12 protein-coding genes are annotated in these 13,022 nt (G+C 71.4%); 8 read left to right on the forward strand and 4 right to left on the reverse strand.

All coding sequences use genetic code 11. The features are described 5' to 3' along the window. Window positions 1–365: 365 nt before the first annotated feature. The 3 genes from D474_RS0109850 to D474_RS0109860 all read left to right on the forward strand — a co-directional run bounded on the left by D474_RS0109850 (window position 366) and on the right by D474_RS0109860 (window position 1,885). On the forward strand, window positions 366–728 hold the full coding sequence (locus tag D474_RS0109850) for a GntR family transcriptional regulator (RefSeq protein ID WP_017613416.1): 363 nt from the start codon (window positions 366–368) through the stop codon (window positions 726–728). Between the two features lie 429 nt (window positions 729–1,157). Further along, complete coding sequence (locus D474_RS0109855) at window positions 1,158–1,385, forward strand: hypothetical protein (protein ID WP_017613417.1); 228 nt, start codon at window positions 1,158–1,160, stop codon at window positions 1,383–1,385. Window positions 1,386–1,483: 98 nt separating this feature from the next. Beyond that, window positions 1,484–1,885, forward strand: coding sequence for a hypothetical protein (locus tag D474_RS0109860; RefSeq protein ID WP_017613418.1), 402 nt, complete (start codon window positions 1,484–1,486; stop codon window positions 1,883–1,885). A 79-nt stretch (window positions 1,886–1,964) separates the two neighbouring features. Here D474_RS0109860 and D474_RS0109865 read toward each other — a convergent pair whose 3' ends face one another. The 3 genes from D474_RS0109865 to D474_RS0109875 form a co-directional block, all read right to left on the reverse strand. Continuing rightward, on the reverse strand, window positions 1,965–2,318 hold the full coding sequence (locus tag D474_RS0109865; protein WP_017613419.1) for a hypothetical protein: 354 nt from the start codon (window positions 2,316–2,318) through the stop codon (window positions 1,965–1,967). A gap of 230 nt (window positions 2,319–2,548) precedes the next feature. Beyond that, window positions 2,549–3,970 (reverse strand): RNA polymerase sigma factor, encoded by a 1,422-nt coding sequence (locus D474_RS0109870; RefSeq protein ID WP_026118342.1) that lies wholly within the window; start codon window positions 3,968–3,970, stop codon window positions 2,549–2,551. Window positions 3,971–4,477: 507 nt separating this feature from the next. Next, the gene (locus D474_RS0109875) at window positions 4,478–5,644 is read right to left on the reverse strand and encodes an AMP-binding protein (RefSeq protein ID WP_017613421.1); all 1,167 of its coding nucleotides are present in this window, start codon (window positions 5,642–5,644) and stop codon (window positions 4,478–4,480) included. A 253-nt stretch (window positions 5,645–5,897) separates the two neighbouring features. Between D474_RS0109875 and menB the strand changes: the two genes are divergently transcribed. The 4 genes from menB (at window position 5,898) to D474_RS0109895 (ending at window position 11,923) form a co-directional block, all read left to right on the forward strand. Then, a complete protein-coding gene (menB, locus tag D474_RS0109880; protein ID WP_017613422.1) occupies window positions 5,898–6,710 on the forward strand; it encodes a 1,4-dihydroxy-2-naphthoyl-CoA synthase in 813 nt (270 codons plus the stop codon). After that, a complete protein-coding gene (locus tag D474_RS0109885; RefSeq protein WP_017613423.1) occupies window positions 6,707–7,636 on the forward strand; it encodes an o-succinylbenzoate synthase in 930 nt (309 codons plus the stop codon). Before menB ends, D474_RS0109885 begins: the two co-directional genes overlap by 4 nt. Before the next feature lie 114 nt (window positions 7,637–7,750). Then, window positions 7,751–9,466 (forward strand): 2-succinyl-5-enolpyruvyl-6-hydroxy-3-cyclohexene-1-carboxylic-acid synthase, encoded by a 1,716-nt coding sequence (gene menD / locus D474_RS0109890; RefSeq protein WP_017613424.1) that lies wholly within the window; start codon window positions 7,751–7,753, stop codon window positions 9,464–9,466. A 420-nt stretch (window positions 9,467–9,886) separates the two neighbouring features. Further along, the gene (locus D474_RS0109895; RefSeq protein WP_017613425.1) at window positions 9,887–11,923 is read left to right on the forward strand and encodes a PhoX family protein; all 2,037 of its coding nucleotides are present in this window, start codon (window positions 9,887–9,889) and stop codon (window positions 11,921–11,923) included. Between the two features lie 82 nt (window positions 11,924–12,005). Here the strand turns inward: D474_RS0109895 and D474_RS0109900 are convergent, their stop codons facing one another. After that, a complete protein-coding gene (locus D474_RS0109900) occupies window positions 12,006–12,452 on the reverse strand; it encodes a DUF6194 family protein (RefSeq protein WP_040703260.1) in 447 nt (148 codons plus the stop codon). A gap of 41 nt (window positions 12,453–12,493) precedes the next feature. Here D474_RS0109900 and D474_RS0109905 point away from each other — a divergent pair. Further along, window positions 12,494–13,022 (forward strand): MerR family transcriptional regulator (locus D474_RS0109905; RefSeq protein WP_040703269.1); only part of this gene is annotated, 529 nt, incomplete at its 3' end.

A 13,022-nucleotide genomic window follows, 5' to 3' on the forward strand; every position in this document is an offset into this window, starting at 1 on the left:
CCGGATGAAACGGAAGGACCGGTCGAGATGTCCCGGGCCGCCCCGCAGAACGCCATCCGGCCTCCCCGGGCCGCGGTGTTCGTCGGGCGTCCCCGGGGGCAGCCCCTCGGGAAGCACGACCGCGTCCCCGTTCTCCCCACAGCGTGACCGGAGAGCCGTTCTCCGTCCTGTCCGTGGACTTCCCCGAGTCCCGGCCCCCTCTCCTGCGACCGGACCGTCCGAGCACCGGGGTACCGCGCGTTCCCCCCGGAACGGGAACACACCGGCGCGCGGCACGGGGTAGTTTGGGTCTCGACCGGAGCAGGACAGACCCCCGCAGTCGACGGGGACGGGGCCACGGGCCCCTGTGGGGAGCGCGGTAGGAGATGGCGGATTTCATCCGCATTGATCCAACGTCGAAGGTTCCGCCCTACGAGCAGATCCGGGCGATCGTCGCGATCGCCGCGGCCAACGGGGAGCTCCCCGTGGGGTACCGACTACCGACGGTGCGGGCGCTGGCCGAACAGCTGTCGGTGGCCGTCAACACGGTCGCCCGTGCCTACCGGGAGCTCGAACAGGCCGGGGTCGTGGAGACCCGGGGCCGCTCGGGCACCTTCGTCGCGGCCTCCGGGGACGACCAGCGGGCCGAGGCCCTGGAAGCGGCCCGTGCTTACGCCGAGGTCATCCAGCGGGTCGGCCTCGACGAGGAGGAGGCCGTCCGCATCCTGCGCGCTGCCCTGGAGAGCTGAGCCGGAACTGCGTGTAACCGCCCCTGGGCCTGGGACAACGACGGATCCCGCGCCCGTCCGGTTGCATCGTGTCCGGAAGCGGCCCCGCCCCCTGCTCGGCGTCTGAGGTGCGCTGATCTCCCGCTAAGGTCGACCCGTGCCGCCTTCCCGTGCGCGGCACGTACGCGACCCCAGGGAGGTGCCCATGGCCAGGAGAGGCGGAGGATCCAGAGGAGGGGGACGGCGCGGCGGCGGTTCGCGCAGGAGCGGAGGTTCGCGGCGCAGCGGCGGGATCTCCCGCGCCGGCCGGTCCTTCGGTGGCCGCGGAGGCGGCGGCAAGTCCTTCGGCGGCGGAGGTTCGTCCGGGATCGGCGGGGCTTCCCGCAGCGGTGGCGCCCCTCGCCGCCGCACGTCCCCNGCACGCCCGGCAGCCGCGCCGGAGGTCCCGGGGTGGCCCGCGGCCCCGTTCCGGCACGGCCCCGGCGCCGCTGGTACGGCGGCCAGGGGGGCGGTTACGGGTGGGGCCGTCGGCGCCACTACCACCACGACCCCTACTACCACGGCGGCCATCCCCACCCGCCGCGCCGCAACCCCATCGGCGCCGTCATCGGCTGGGTCGCGGCCCTGTTCATCGGCATGGTCGCTCTGGTGATCATGTTCTTCGCCTTGTTGTTCTGACTCCGCACTGCTTCCCGCCCCGCACACCCCCGCGGGGCGCATCCCCCGGCGAAATCCCCCGCGTTGTACCCCAGACCCGTCCGGAAAGAGCACCCCACGTGTCGCACCTTCGCCTTCCCCGGCGCCCCCTCGCCCTCGTCGCGGTGGTGGCGCTCCCACTGGCGCTGACCTCCTGCACGAACGCCGAAGCACGGTCGGCGTGCCAGAACGTCGAGACCGAGATCGGTGAGATCGGGATGGCCGCCCAGGGCGTGTACCAGGACTACGTCGAGGACGGCATCGAACCCCAGGAACAGCACCTCGACATCCTGGATGTGCACTACGAGGACATGGTCGTGCTCGAGGAGAATCTGAGCGGGAACAAGCAGGAGACCGCCTTCGAGCGCACCGAAGCCGTCGCCTACCTCCTCGACGGCATCGACGAGCAGGACCCGTCGTTGGTCGCCGAGGGCGCCGACCGGATGGCCGAGACCGAGGAGGCCGTCCTGGACGCCTGCTGAGTCAGCGGCCGCGGCACACGAACGAGGGGGCGGGGTCCTGCGGGATCCCACTGCCTCGGCGTCGTTCCGGGCCCATGGCTCAGCGGCGCAGCCCCAGAACGGAGACGATGTAGAAGGCGATCATCCCGAGCCACACCAGTGGCAGTACGTCCGGCGGCCCCAGGGTCACCACGATCGCGGTGATCGGAACGCTCAGTCCCAGCGTCACCAGCGACAGCACGAGCCGCACGGTGTTGGAGGGCACCCCGACCTTGGGCCGGTCCTTGCGCAACTGCACCTCCACCTGGCGGCGCACCTTCTCGTCGATCGTGGAGTCCACGTTCTCGACCACGGATGCCGCCAGGGCCTCGTCGTACTCGGGTCCCAGCTCGCGGCCGGCCCGCAGGGCCGCGGCGAGTTCGTCCCTGCGCTGTGTGGAGGAGTGGTCGTCCATGCCCTCAATGGTCGCACCGCACCGTGGGTCGGAGCCCCGATCGCGGCGCGGATCAGGGAAGAGTCAGGGGACCCCTGGGGCCGGTGCGGCCGGTGGGCGCCGTCCGTCGCCCGGGTCGGCCACTGCACTGACGGCGTCGTTCGGGGGCGGTGGCGGTTGACGGGCCCTGACACACGTGGGGGCCGTCCCCGACGGGACGACCCCTACGTAGTGCTGCGGTCGCAGGCTCTCTAGCTCGCGAAGTCCAGGAGCTGCTGGGCCCGGCTCGGGTGCCGCAGCTTGGACAGCGACTGCTTCTCCAGCTGCCGGATGCGCTCACGGGTGAGCCCGAGGTGCTTGCCGATCTCGTCCAGCGTGCGCGGACGACCGTCCATGAGGCCGAAACGCAGGGACATGATCGTCGCCTCGCGCGGCTCGAGGTCCGACAGCGCATTGCGCAGCTGGTCGGCCATGAGCTGGCGGTCGACCACCTCGGAGGCCTCCGAGGCGTCCACGTCCTCGATGAGGTCGCCGATACGCGTCTCGCCGTCCTCGCCGATGGTGGAGTCGAGGCTGATGGGCTGGCGAGTAACGCGCAGCAGTTCCTCGATCTGCGTCGGTGTCTTGTCCAGCTCCAGTGCCAGCTCCTCGGGCGTGGGCTCGCGGCCCAGCGCCTGGTGCATGTCGCGCTCGAGACGGCTGACCTTGCTGAGCAGCTCGAGCACGTGCACGGGCAGGCGGATGGTGCGCGCCGAGTCGGCGAAACCGCGCTGGATGGCCTGGCGGATCCACCACATGGCGTAGGTGGAGAACTTGAAGCCCTTGGTGTAGTCGAACTTCTCGACCGCACGGATCAGCCCCAGGTTGCCCTCCTGGACCACGTCCAGCAGGGACATCCCGCGGTCGCTGTACTTCTTGGCCACCGACACGACCAGGCGCAGGTTGGCCTCGAGCATGTGCGACTTGGCGGTGCGCCCGTCCTCGGCCACCCACTCGAGCTCCTCGCGCTCGACCGGGGCCAGGTCGTAGGACTCGTCGATCTCGCCGTGCTGGCCCAGGCGGTACTCGGCGTAGAGCCCGGCCTCCACACGCTTGGCCAGGTCGACCTCCTGCTCGGCGGTGAGCAGCTGACGGCGACCGATCGCCTTCAGGTAGGTGTGGACCGAGTCGCCCATCGCAGGGGACTGGTCGTCGAGGTCGGCCTCAACGGAGTCCGGGTCGGGGTTGGTCTGGGTGTTCTCGGCCTTCTTGGCGCGCCGCGGCGAACGGGGCTTCCTCCGTGTGGAGGAGCCCTTGCGGGGCGCGACCTTGCCGGATGCGGCCTGGGGTGCCTCGTCGGTGTCGAGCACCGTGGCCATCAGAGTGTCTTCCAGCACGTCGTCCTCGGCGTCAGGGTCGGCCACCAGTGCGGAGTCGTCGCCGCTCTTGGAGAGGCGGACCCCGTTCTCGGTGAGTTCACGCAGGATGGTGCGGCCCTCGGAGGCGGATACTCCGGCCGCTGTGAAGGCTGTGCGCAGTTCGGAGAGGTACACCTGTCCCTGTGCACGGCCTCGGTTGATCAGGTCGGTCAGGGCCGCGTCGACGGTGATCTCCTCGGTCGGAGCGCTGCCGGCCGTCGCTTCGTGGTCCGTGTGGTCCGTCTCCTCCGAAGCGGTCATGCCAGTGCTTGTCATCCGGGCAACTCCCTCCCTTCCTCGGCGATTGGCACGCGGCGGAGGGTTCCCGCCGACTGGACGCGCCAATATGTCCAACGTGTCGGGGAGTCAAATGTTCCCTGTCTCGATTGCATATCGGCGAGAGTGGCATAAGTCACTGTGTCGTCAGTGGCCATTCGATCGCCGGAGCGGGTAGAGGGAACAGCCCTCGAGGGGTCGCGGCAGGACCGAGTGCCCCCGGGCCCGGGGGAGCGCACGGGGACGCGGACGGGTGGGCCGATGGCAGTAGCCAACCGCGGGCCTCCTTGGGACTGAGGGGCCGAAGGACCGGATACTCGGGTAGACGCGAACAAGCCTCCGGAAGTTCCCCGGACGCCCGCATCACCGCGCCGCCGGAGTGCTCCCGTTCCGTGTGCACCCCGACCGGGCCGACGTCCACACGCACTGGTTCCGGCCCCAGACTCCCACGGGTTGGGACCGCACCGGTAAACGCCGCTTCGTCCCCCGATCGTCCCCGGACGCCGCTCAGGCCTCCTGGAGGGCCCGGAGGTCCGGTTTGCCCGAGGCCAGGAGCGGGATCGACGCGCGCAGGTCGAGCTCGCGCGGGGCCGCGTACGAGGGCAGGTGTTCGCGCACCCATGCCCGCAACTGGTCCAGGGTCGGCGGGGCGCCGGGGTCGGCCGGGACGACCACTGCGCTCACCCGCTCGCCCCATTCCGGGTCGCGGCGTCCCACCACGACCGACTCGGCCACCGCGGGGTGGGCGCTCAGCAGGGTGTTGACCTGGCCGGGTACGACCTTGTGTCCGCCGGTGTTGATGACCTCGTCGACCCGGCCCAGTACAAGGAGGTGCCCGTCCTCGAACCGGCCCAGGTCCTGGGTGCGCAGCACACGCTGTCCGGCGGCGTCGCGGCCGAACGGGTCGGCACCCGGCTCGGCGTCCGCCGGGTACCGGTACCTGCTCGCCAGGACCGGCCCCGAGAGCACGATCCGTCCCGGGCCGCCCGGGTCGTCGGACTCCACCTCGGCGCCGACCCCGTCCAGGGGCACGCCGTCGTAGACACACCCGCCGCAGGTCTCGCTCATGCCGTAGGTGGTCACGACCCGGGCACCGGCCCCGCGGGCGCGCTCCAACAGCTCGGGTTCGGCCGCGGCCCCGCCGAGCAGGACCGTGCGGAAGCGGCTCACGTCCGCCCCGGCCGCGAGCAGGCGGCGCAGCTGCGTGGGGACCAGCGACACGTGCGGGGTCAGGCGCTCGGCTATCTCGGCCACCCGGTCGGTGTCGAAAACGGCGTGCACGGGATCGGCACCCGTCGCCAGCGCGCGGGTGATGACCTGCAGGCCCGAGATGTGCCCGGCCGGCAGTACACACAGCCAGGAATCCCCGGGGCGGGCACCGATACGCTCCACCGACGCCCGGGCCGACGCGAGCAGCGCGGCCGCGGACAGTTCCACACCCTTCGGAGCGCCGGTCGACCCGGAGGTCGTCACCACCAGTGCGGTGTCCTCGCCGACCGGGGCGCCGCCCTCCAACGGGGTCTCGCCCTCCGGGGTCAGCACCGAGGCGGGCCGCATGGCTACGATCAGCTCGCGCGCCCGGGCGTCGGGGGTCCCGGCCGGTACGGGGAGCAGGGCCGGGCCCTCGCCCTCCAGCGCCCGCGCGTACAGTGCGGTGACCCGCTCGGGGGACAATCCCACCGCCGCCCGCAGCGCGCGCCCTCCCGAGGACGCGCGGGAAGGGGCAGGGGACGGCTCGAAGCTCTGGCTAACCACGCACGCCAGGGTATGTGCGCTCCGGCCGCGCTCGTCTCCGGTGCCGTCGCGGGCCGGACGCGGGGGAGTCCCGTACGGGCTGGCAGAATGCGTAAAGTTGACGTTCGGGCGTACCGTGCATCCGATGCGCACCGCGCGTCCCCAGTGTCCCCGTGAGGAGAAGGCAGTAGCCGTGAGCAGCGTGATCGACTGGCAGCGGTCGGGCGAGTATTCCGACATCATCTACGAGACCGCGGAGGGCATCGCCAAGATCACGATCAACCGCCCCGAGCGGCACAACGCCTTCCGGCCCCAGACCCTCTTCGAGCTGCAGCAGGCCTTCAACATCGCACGCGACGACTCCGAGGTCGGTGTGATCATCTTCACCGGAGCCGGCGAGAAGGCGTTCTGCTCCGGCGGCGACCAGAAGATCCGCGGCGACGACGGCTACATGGGCGACGACGCGGTGGCCAAGCAGGGCATCGGCCGCCTCAACGTACTCGACCTGCAGGTGCAGATCCGCCGCCTGCCCAAGCCGGTCGTCTGCATGGTCGCCGGCTGGGCCATCGGNGACCTCACCATCGCCGCCGACAACGCCCGCTTCGGCCAGACCGGTCCCCAGGTCGGCTCCTTCGACGGCGGTTACGGTTCCTGGTTGCTCGCCGAGACCGTCGGACTGAAGAAGGCCCGCGAGATCTGGTACCTGTGCCGCCAGTACGACGCGCAGGAGGCCCGTGAGATGGGCATGGTCAACACCGTCGTTCCGCTCGCCGACCTCGAGAAGGAGACGGTCCAGTGGGCGCGCGAGATGCTCGACAAGTCCCCGCTGGCCCTGCGCATGGTCAAGGGCGCCATCAACGCCGTCAGCGACGGAGCCGCGGGCATGCAGCAGTTCGCCGGTGACGCCACGATGCTCTACTACATGAGCGAGGAGGCCCAGGAGGGCCGCGACGCGTTCAAGGAGAAGCGACGCCCCGAGTTCGACAAGTTCCCGCGCCGACCGTGAGCCGCCCGGCCCCGCCCCCGGCGGCCGACGCCTCCGGGGGACGTGCGTACGCGATCGGCCTGCGCAACCGGTTCCGAGGGATCACCGTGCGCGAGGGGCTCCTCGTGCACGGCCCCGTCGGCTGGGGTGAGTTCTCCCCCTTCCCCGAGTACGGGCCCGGAGAGAGTTCGCGCTGGTGGCAGGCGTGCGTCGAGGCCGCCCACACCGGTTGGCCCGAGCCGGTGCGCGCGAGCGTCCCGGTCAACGTGACCGTGCCCGCCGTCGGCCCCGAACGCGCGGCGCAGATCGTGGCGTCCGGGGGCTGCTGCACCGCCAAGGTCAAGGTCGCCGAGAAGGGCCAGGACCCCGCCGAGGACCTCGCCCGTGTCGAAGCCGTACGAGACGCCCTCGGCCCGGGCGGCCGGATCCGTGTGGACGCCAACGGAGCCTGGGACGCCGACACAGCAGTCGCCATGATCACCGAGCTCGACCGCTTCGGCCTGGAGTACGCGGAGCAGCCTTGCGCGAGCCTGGAGGACCTGGCCCGCGTCCGCCGCCGCGTCGACGTGCCCGTGGCCGCCGACGAGTCGATCCGCAAGGCCGAGGACCCCCTGAAGGTCCGCGCGGCCGAGGCCGCCGACGTGGTCGTACTCAAGGTCCAGCCCCTGGGCGGGGTCCGGTCGGCCCTGGAGGTCGCCGAGGCCTGTGGGCTGCCCGTGGTCGTCTCCAGCGCAGTGGAGACCTCCGTCGGGATCGCTGCCGGTGTGGCTCTGGCCGCCGCCCTGCCCGAACTGCCCTACGCGTGCGGGCTCGCGACGGTCCAGATGCTGACCGGCGACGTCACCGCCGACCCGCTGCTGCCCGTCGACGGTGCCCNGGTCGAGACCGGACCGGTCGGCTGGCGTGAGCGGGCAGAAGCCGCCAGGAAGGCGGGTCGGGACCGCTGAGGCGGCCCCCACAACGGGGACCGCACCAGATCACAGCCGGGTCGGCTCGCGCCGGGCCCGACGAGCGGGTTGACTGGCAATTGGTACACACCTTGACGAACGAAAGCGTTGTGGATGAATCCGTCTACCGCCCTGGCGCGGGTCCTCGTTGACGAACTGGCCCGCTGCGGCCTGACCGAGGCCGTCGTCGCGCCCGGGTCGCGTTCGACTCCGCTCGCGCTCGCCCTGGTCGCCCACGGTGACATCAGGGTGCACGTGCGTGTCGACGAGCGCTCGGCCTCGTTCCTGGCCCTGGGGCTGGCGCGGGCCTCCCGCACCCCCGTGGCCGTGGTCTGTACCTCCGGCACCGCCGCCGCCAACTTCCACCCGGCCGTCATGGAGGCCGACGAGTCCGGTGTACCGCTGCTGGTGCTCACCGCCGACCGGCCCCCGGAACTGCGCGGCACAGGCGCCAACCAGACCGCCGACCAGATCGGCCTGTACGGCGGCGCCGTGCGCATGTTCGCCGAGGTCGGTACGCCCGACCCGGTCCCGGGCACGGCCGCGTACTGGCGTTCGCTGACCGGGCGTGCCTGGGCCTCGGCCCGAGGCGGCCGCCCCGGGCCCGTGCACCTCAACGTGGCCTTCCGCGAACCGCTCACCCCCGACGAGGACGAGGGGCCGGAGTGGCCCGAACCCCTGGGCGGGCGCGACGGCGGGGGCCCTTGGACGGTCCGCCCGCAGCGCGCCCCCGAACCCGCGCCCTTCGAACTGCCCGACACCGAACGTGGCGTCATCGTGTGCGGCGACGGCGACTACGATCCCGTCCCCTTCCTCGCGCTGTCGGAGCTCACCGGGTGGCCGCTGCTGGCCGAACCCACCTCCAACGCCCGTCGCACGGGCGCCGTCTCCACCTACCGGCAGCTGCTGGCCTCGCCCCGCTTCGCCGCCGAGCACACGCCCGACCTCGTGGTGAGCGTGGGCCGACCCAACCTGTCCCGGCAGGTCCTGGCCTGCCTGCGGCGCGCACGCCGGCACGTCGTGGTCACTGCCGATGAGGTCGGAGACCCCTCCGCACGCCTTGCCAACTCCTTCTCCGACCCGGCCCGCACAGCCACCGACGTGGTCGCGGCCGTGGCCCCGCCCACCCGCGCGCAGCAGGACGGCCCCGCCGGGACCGCGTGGTCGCGTTCGTGGCAGCGGGCCGAGAACGCCGCCCGTGCAGCCGTGGACGGGGTCCTGGACGCCGAGGAAGCGCTCAGCGAACCCCGTCTGGCCCGCGACCTGGTTGCGCATCTCGCACCGGGGTCCCTGCTGTTCGCCGGCTCCAGCATGCCCATCCGCGACCTCGACTCGACCATGGCGGCCCGCTGCGGTCTGCGCCTGGTGGGCAACCGTGGGGTCAGCGGTATCGACGGCACCGTCTCCACAGCCGTGGGCGCCGCCCTGGCCCACGAGCGCGCGGGAGAGGGGCGCTCCTACGCGCTCCTGGGCGATCTGGCGATGGTCCACGACCAGAACGGGCTCGTGATCGGTCCCGGCGAACCCCGCCCCGATCTGGCCGTCGTGGTCGTGAACAACGACGGCGGTGGTATCTTCTCCGGTCTCGAACAGGCGGGACACCCCGATTTCGAGCGGGTCTTCGGAACCCCGCACGGGCTGTCCATGGAACGCATCGCCGCCGTGGCCGACCTGCCCTACACCCGCCTGGAGTGGGCCGGGGACCTGTCCAAGGCGCTCATGGGCGAGGGACTGCGCATCATCGAGGTGTGCACCTCGCGCGCGGCCGGCGCCGACCTGCGCCGCCGGCTCCAGATGGCCGTCGACGGGGCCCTCGACCTCCTCGTGTGAGCCTTCCGCCCCGTCCCGGGGCAGGGTCGGCCTGCGGGAAGATCGGTCGCCGGCGGCTCCGCGGTCGTTCCCGCGGGGTGCAGCGGAGTCGGCGCCGGAACGGTGGAGCGGGCCCGCCCCTGGGCGAGAGCCCGAACGTTCCTGAAGCGGCTCCGGGCGCGGCCTCTGGAAGTGGTCAGAGGGCTGGGCAAGGATCACTCCGGGGCCTACGGTGCGTGAGCTCGCAACGGTCCGGAGTGATGAGCACGAGTCGTGTGTGGGAGTTGTGTCCGCGTTCACCCGGGTTTCACCGAACCGAGTGGAGCTTCGGCCAAGGTCGTAGTCGGCCAGGCAGAGGTCCCCCTGCCCGTCAGCCTCCGTGCCCCACCGGAGCCCGTACCCGGTCGGGGCGTGGAGAGCCACGATCCACGAGGAGAACGAGTGCCCGAATCCGCGCCCCGTCGCCGACTGCTGCCCCTGTTCGCAGACGTCGGGGGCGGCCGTTCCCCCAAGACTTGCCAGTACCGGTGCGGCAACGCCTGTTTCCATCCCGCCCCCAACAAGAGTGACAACCCCTACTTCGGTGACATCTTCCGTGCGGTGCTGTCCCGCCGGACCGCCCTGCAGGGCGCTGCCGTCACCGGGGGTGCAGGCGCTCTGGGCCTCTCCTCGGCCGGGACGGCCGCCGCGAACGAGCGGGGCCCTTCGCCGCGGCCCACGTTCGAGGCCGTCCAACCCAACAACGACGACGCGGTGACGGTCCCGACCGGCTACGACCACCACGTCATCATCAGGTGGGGTGACCCGGTGCTGCCCGGCGCCCCCGAGTTCGACTTCGAGAACCAGACCGCCGAGGCCCAGGCCCAGCAGTTCGGCTACAACTGCGACTACGTCGGCTTCCACCAGCTCGACGACGACCACGGTCTGCTCTGGGTCAACCACGAGTACACCAACGAAGAGCTCATGTTCGCCGGTTACACCGACGGCAACGACGCCGACCCGGAGCAGATCAGGGTCGCCATCGCCGCGCACGGCGGGTCGATCCTCGAACTGGAGCGCCAGAGCGGCACCGGCGAGTGGCGCCTGGCCGGAGGCGACCGGCCCTTCAACCGCCGCATCACCGGCAACACCCCTTTCCGGATCTCCGGACCGGCCGCCGGACACGAGCTCCTGCGCACAGAGGCCGACCCGGAGGGCCACGAGGTCCTGGGCACGCTCAACAACTGCGCCGGCGGGTACACGCCCTGGGGCACCTTCCTGAGCGGCGAGGAGAACTGCGACCAGTACTTCGTCGGGGGCGACCAGGTCTCCGCGGAGGAACGCGAGGCCCTGGCCCGCTACTCCATCGAGGTCGAGGGCGACACCTACGTGGGCCGCCGCTTCGACCGTGTCGAGGAACGCTTCGACCTGGCCAAGCACCCCAACGAGGCCAACCGCTTCTACTGGGTCGTGGAGATCGACCCCACAGACCCCGAGTCCAAGCCGACCAAGCGCACCATGCTCGGCCGGTTCAAGCACGAGGGCGCCACGACCGCCATCACCTCCGACGGGCGCGTGGCCGTCTACATGGGTGACGACGAGCGTTTCGAGTACATCTACAAGTTCGTCAGCGCCAAGCAGTACGTGAAGGGCTCGCGCAAGCACAACATGAGCCTGCTCGACACCGGGACCCTCTACGTGGGCCGCCTGTCCGGCAACAGCCCCGAGGAGGAGATCGACGGGACCGGCACCCTGCCCAGCGACGGCGAGTTCGACGGCAAGGGCGAGTGGGTGCCGCTGGCCAGCAACACCGAGAGCTTCGTGGAGGGCTTCACCCTCGAGGAGGTGCTCATCCACACCCGGTCGGCCGCCGACGCGGTGGGGGCCACCAAGATGGACCGCCCCGAGGACTTCGAGCCCAGTCCGGTCACCGGCAAGGTCTACTGCTGCCTGACCAACAACGACGCCCGCGAGCCCGGCCAGGCCGACGAGCCCAATCCGCGCGGCCCCAACAAGCACGGCCACATCCTGGAGGTCGTCGAGGACGGCGAGGACGCCGGCGCGGAGTCCTTCACCTGGAACGTGCCGATCGTGTGCGGCGATCCCGAGGACGAGAGCACTTACTTCGCCGGCTACGACAAGTCGAAGGTCATGCCGGTCTCGGCACCCGACAACGTCACCTTCGACAAGGACGGCAATCTCTGGATCGCCACGGACGGCCAGCCTTCGGCGCTGGAGATCAACGACGGCCTGCACGTCGTCCCTGTGGAGGGGCGCTTCCGCGGCGAGCTGCGCACCTTCGCGACCGTCCCGGTCGAGGCCGAGTGCTGCGGCCCGCTCATCTCCGAGGACAACAAGACCGCCTTCCTCGCACCGCAGCACCCGGGTGAGAACGGCACCGTCGAGGAGCCCACCAGCACCTGGCCCGACGGCGACTTCCCGCGCCCGTCCGTGGTCTGCGTCTGGCACACCGGGGGGCGCGACGTCGGCGCGGCCTGACCGACCGCTCCACAGATCACCGGCATCGGCGTCCGTCGTGGGGGACCCCGGTGCCGGTTCGTGTGTGCGGCACTCCGCCGGCTCATACGGTCCTGCGCCGGACGCGTGCCTTCGCCGCCTCGTGGACCCCGCGCACCAGCTCCAGCAGGGTCGGCGTGGTGTCCGGACCCGGGTCGACCACCGCGATCCAGCCCTGGTGGATCGGGTGGGGCAGGAGGACGTCCTGCGCACCGAAGTCGTGTGCGCAACCCTGCTCGGGGCCTGCGACGAGCTCCGCGGCAGCCCTCTTGCCGACATGGATGTTGATGCGCCACCGACCCGGCGCGTCCAACCCGGACCCTGCGTCACCGGGGTAGTCCTTGGTCACGAACGTGGCGTAGGGCTGGCCGCCCGGGATCTGCCCGTCGGGTGCGTAGTAGAAGAAGTGGTCACCCCACGCGATCTCGGGGAACGCGCTGCCTTCGGTCGGGGCGAGTTCGAGGACACCGTCGAAGGAACGGACCGTGTCGAGGAGTTGCTGCATACTCATGGTTGAAGTGTGCGGTTGAAGTGCTGGTGGAGGGTTGGCCGGTGGCTCCCACGGATCCCCGCCCCGGGGAAGAGCTGACGACATCGGCGGTCGCTGCGGCCGCCGGATACTCCGTGCAGCAGGTCCGCGACCTCGAGGCTCGCGGAACCCTTCCACCCGCTCGCCGCGCGGCCAACGGCTACCGCATGTTCACCGGGGACCACGTGCGTGTGCTCCGCGCCTACCGTGACCTGGCCCTGGCGGTCGGGCCGGTACGTGCCCGCGGTGCGCTGCGCGAGGTCCGGACCCTCCCGGGGGACGAGGCGGTGGCTCTTCTCAGTTCCCTGCACGTCGGCCTGGTCCGGGAACGGCAGGAGGCTCTGGAGGCACGGGAGGCGCTGCTGGCGATCCGGGAGGAGGCCTTCGCCGAGTCAGCTCCGAGGAGCGAGGACACGATGACGATCAGCGAGCTCGCCGGGGCGCTCGGTGTGCGGACCTCGACCCTGCGCTTCTGGGAGAAGGAAGGGCTCGTCGTGCCCGAAAGGGTGGAGGGGCGTGCGGGCGCGGCACGGCGCTATCCGCTCGCGGCGG

The sequence above is a fragment of the Nocardiopsis salina YIM 90010 genome (assembly GCF_000341025.1).
GTDB lineage: Bacteria > Actinomycetota > Actinomycetes > Streptosporangiales > Streptosporangiaceae > Nocardiopsis > Nocardiopsis salina.

Coding starts and splice junctions, on each gene's coding strand:
- D474_RS0109850 (WP_017613416.1), top strand. CDS start 366: ATGGCGGATTTCATCCGCATTGATCCAACGTCGAAGGTTCCGCCCTAC.
- D474_RS0109865 (WP_017613419.1), bottom strand. CDS start 2,318: ATGGACGACCACTCCTCCACACAGCGCAGGGACGAACTCGCCGCGGCC.
- D474_RS0109870 (WP_026118342.1), bottom strand. CDS start 3,970: ATGACAAGCACTGGCATGACCGCTTCGGAGGAGACGGACCACACGGAC.
- menD (WP_017613424.1), top strand. CDS start 7,751: ATGAATCCGTCTACCGCCCTGGCGCGGGTCCTCGTTGACGAACTGGCC.
- D474_RS0109900 (WP_040703260.1), bottom strand. CDS start 12,452: ATGAGTATGCAGCAACTCCTCGACACGGTCCGTTCCTTCGACGGTGTC.